The organism is Okeania sp. SIO2B9 (assembly GCF_010672505.1).
Classification (GTDB): domain Bacteria; phylum Cyanobacteriota; class Cyanobacteriia; order Cyanobacteriales; family Microcoleaceae; genus Okeania; species Okeania hirsuta.
In genome coordinates, this window is the sequence record NZ_JAAHGK010000755.1 from 1 (window position 1) to 3,853 (window position 3,853).

A 3,853-nucleotide genomic window follows, 5' to 3' on the forward strand; every position below is an offset into this window, starting at 1 on the left:
TTTTAGTTTTAGATAAAAGCTTTACTAATTGAGCCATAATTTATACTTACTATAAAAGCTGGCTGAAACAGTCTATATTCATTTAAACCCCCTTATAAGAGCTGGGAGCTAATAGCTGTTTCGCAGCATTCCGCAGGAAATGCTTACATTTATTCTACAATTGAGCAATAACTTTTGAAGTCAGCATTGATATTATAAATTTAGTTTAGGGAAAAGGGAATATATGTAGAAATTTTTTGTAGTGGAAAAAAATGTAATCTTTTTCTATTTTAGAATTAGATATCTCTAATAAAATAGTAAACGTCGTAGGAAATAAGCCATAACTGCTACAGCACATATAATTCCTAGTTGTCCTGGTAAAGGAAAAATAGAATATCTATATATAGCTTCAAATAAAGATAATGACTCTACCTTTTTCCAGCCGAAAATACTGCTGATAATTAGATAAGTTAATCCAGTTGCATGAATACTTAACAAACCAAGTAAACAACTAAAAGTTAATGACTCTAGCTTGGGATATGCTTGAAAAGCTAAATTTCCACATATCCATGCCCCAGGAATAAAACCCAATAAATAACCAAAACTAGGTTCTCTCAAATAGCCTATACCACCGCCTTGACTAAAGACAGGTAATAAAGTTAGACCTAACAATATATAAGCAATTTGAGAAATAACAGCAGCATTTTTTCCACCCAAACAACCGACAAACAAAACAGCACCAACTTGGTAAGTTACTCCTAACGAAAAAGTTTTAACTTCTTGTTGTTCCCAAATCCAAGTTGGACTTGCAAAAGAGGCAGGTAAAAATGTCGCAGCAATTGTCAAGAGTAAACCTGTAATTGCCCAAAGTAATTGAACTGTAATTGTCACGACAATTAACAATTATTTCTTAAATATAGACTGTTATTCTACCACCTCAAACCTAATTAGTTGGAATAGGAGCTTCCCCACCTTTCAGTCCCAGAGATTCAAGCATGGCTTGGTCTCTTTCTGGAGGTTGACCAAGAGTTGTCAGATAATGGCCAATCAACATCGCATTAATACCAGCTTTAAGGCCTAAGTTTTGCAATTCTCCCATCACAGCTTCTCGGCCTCCAGCATAGCGAATAATTTGTTCTGGTAAAATCAGACGGAAAATAGCGATCGCCTTCAAAGCATCGTAGGGGTCTAACTTTGGCAACTCACCTAAAGGTGTACCTTCACGAGGGTTTAATAAATTTAAGGGTACAGACTCAACCTGCAACTCTCGCAAAGCCAAGGCCAAATCTATCCGGTCTTCCCAAGTTTCTCCCATACCAATAATACCTCCTGTGCAAGCCTGAATACCTGCTGCTTTGAGGTTTTTCACGGTTTCTACTCGGTCATTCCAGCTATGAGTAGTGACTATTTCGGGGTAAAACTGCTCGGAGGCTTCTAAATTATGGTTATAGCGAGTTACTCCCGCCTCTGCCAATGCTTGAGCTTGTTCTGGTGTTACTTCTCCCAAAGCACAACAAGGCTTAATATTAGTCTCAGCAATAATTTGCCTTACTGTATCTAGAATTTGCTCAAATTCTGTAGATTTGGGACTGTTATACTTAATACCTCTACCTTGAGAAACCAAGCAAAATCTTTTAGCTCCACCAGCTTCTGCTGCCTTTGCTTGAGCTAATATTTCTTCTGTAGATTTGAGGCCATAAATTGGAGAAGCTTCTCCTGGATGATGGACTGACTGGGAACAGAAGCTACAGTTTTCTGAACAGCCTCCTGATTTAACATTAATGATGCTACATAGGTCTACAACATTACCACAGCAAGCTTGACGGACTCTATCCGCAGCTTCACAAAGTAGTAGTATATCTTCTTGTCCTGCTATCTGGGTCAGGGTAATGGCCTCTTCTCGGTTCAGACGATACCCAGAAATAATTTGCTCGGCCAAGTTTTGCAACCATGTTTCTAGATGTTGTTTCTTATCTGACGAAGATAGGAAAGCTTTAGTGTTTGTTTGTGTATTAGTTGATGGGGGTGCTTGAACCACGGCTAGCCTTTTAATCGTAATAATTTCATCTAATGTCGTAGAATCTTAGCATTTTTTTCTACCGTTCTACATTATTAGCTTCAGTGCTACAAATTTCTTTACTAAATATATCTGTGAGGTAGACCTAATTCTTTATTATTTATCTTCTGTTCCCTGTTCCCTGTTCCCTAAAACCAAGGAATTATGTACCTCACGCTTTTTAGAAATTGCTATATTTAAAATTTGTTAACTTTTTCTTTACCTATTTTTCACCTGTTTTTTACCTATTCTTTACCTTTATATGTTCAACTTGCATTAACGTTATGTCTTGTGTTTAAAGTCAATATCACAATTTAATAGTTATGCCACCTAGTATCAATTTTAGTCAGATAATTCGTAATACTTCCAAAGTATCCTTAGTAGCCTTAACAATTGGTCTAGCTACTACAATTACTGGAATAAAATATGGCCTTGCTCAACAAAAAGTCTCCCTAGTTGGTGCTGGGGCATCTTTTCCAGCTCCCTTATATCAGCGTTGGTTTGCCGATATGAGAGATAGTCGTTCCGATGTTCAGGTAGATTATCAATCAGTTGGTAGTGGTGCTGGTGTGGAGAGATTTACTCAAGAATTGGTAGATTTTGGTGCTAGTGATGTGGCAATGAAAGATGATGAAATTGCCAAAGTGGGTAGGGGAGTAATGATGCTACCTATGACTGCAGGTAGCGTTGTCTTAGCTTACAATTTACCAGGTGTATCCGACCTAAAATTATCCAGGGAAGCTTATGTAGATATCCTTTTGGGTAAAATCACAAAGTGGAATGACCCCAAAATTGCTGGTGCTAATTCTGGTGTGAGTCTACCAGACCAAGCAATTACTGTAGTTCATCGTTCTGATGGTAGTGGAACTACAGGAGTTTTTACTAAGCATTTGAGTGCTATTAGTCCAGAGTGGAAACAGAAAGTAGGTGAAGGAAAAACTGTTCAGTGGCCTACAGGTGTAGGTGGTGCTAAAAATGATGGTGTGGCTGCTTTAATTCGTCAAACAGAGGGTGGCATAGGTTATGTAGAGTTTGGTTTTGCTAAGAATGCTGGTCTCCCTACTGCAGCTTTAGAAAATAAATCTGGCAGTTATATCAAAGCTTCTTTGGAATCTGCTAAGTCTACTCTGGCCGCAGTGAAATTACCAGGAAATCTCCGTGCTTTTATTAGCGATCCTGAAGGTGGTGGTTCTTACCCTATTGTTACTTACACTTGGATGCTGATTTATGGCCAATATGATGATGCAGCTAAAGCTCAGGGTATAGAAAAAATGATTGAGTATGGCTTAAATGAGGGTCAAAAGGTAAGTGCTGATTTAGGTTATATTCCACTTCCTGACAATGTTCGTCAGACAGTTGCATCAGCTGCTGATAAAATTAGCTCAGGCTACCAAATAAGTCTTAAGTAATTCTACACAGTAAAATTGAAAATACTTGGCACTTTATGCCTGAAATATCTCTTGGCAAGTAATTCCTAATTTTTCAATTATTTAACCCTTCTTGAGGATTTAGAGGGGTTTATTTTCCCTAAAATAAAATAAATAGTCGCACATCATAAAATCATATCAAATCTGGTAGCATTGGTGTAATTAGGGCTTGCTGATTAAATCTAAAAGTATTTACAGATAAAGGTTTTAGCCTTTTTGGGGCCTTTAAAAAGTGCCTGGTTTTCAGCTCTTCACGCTCAAAAAGGAGCGTATTTTAGGCTCATAGTTGGGCAGAACAATCTTGGGACAATTCTTATCTTACTCCTACCTCCTCGCTCCCGACCCTTTTCTCCTGTCTCCTGTCTCCTGTCTCCTGTCTCCTACCCTTACC

At 38.0% G+C, this 3,853-nt stretch carries 3 protein-coding genes; 1 reads left to right on the top strand and 2 read right to left on the bottom strand.

Features of this window, described 5'->3' with window-relative positions; translation table 11 throughout:
• Nucleotides 1-285 precede the first annotated feature (285 nt).
• On the bottom strand, nt 286-870 hold the full coding sequence (locus tag F6K13_RS22840; protein WP_124143369.1) for a biotin transporter BioY: 585 nt from the start codon (nt 868-870) through the stop codon (nt 286-288).
• A 52-nt stretch (nt 871-922) separates the two neighbouring features.
• Nucleotides 923-2,017, bottom strand: coding sequence for a biotin synthase BioB (gene bioB, locus F6K13_RS22845; RefSeq protein ID WP_124143370.1), 1,095 nt, complete (start codon nt 2,015-2,017; stop codon nt 923-925).
• Between the two features lie 341 nt (nt 2,018-2,358).
• Here bioB and pstS point away from each other — a divergent pair, with 341 nt between their 5' ends.
• Nucleotides 2,359-3,444 carry a phosphate ABC transporter substrate-binding protein PstS gene (gene pstS / locus F6K13_RS22850; protein WP_124143371.1) on the top strand — a complete coding sequence of 362 codons (1,086 nt, stop codon included), beginning with the start codon at nt 2,359-2,361 and terminating at the stop codon, nt 3,442-3,444.
• The last annotated feature ends 409 nt before the right edge of the window (nt 3,445-3,853 follow it).

Coding starts and splice junctions, on each gene's coding strand:
- pstS (WP_124143371.1), top strand. CDS start 2,359: ATGCCACCTAGTATCAATTTTAGTCAGATAATTCGTAATACTTCCAAA.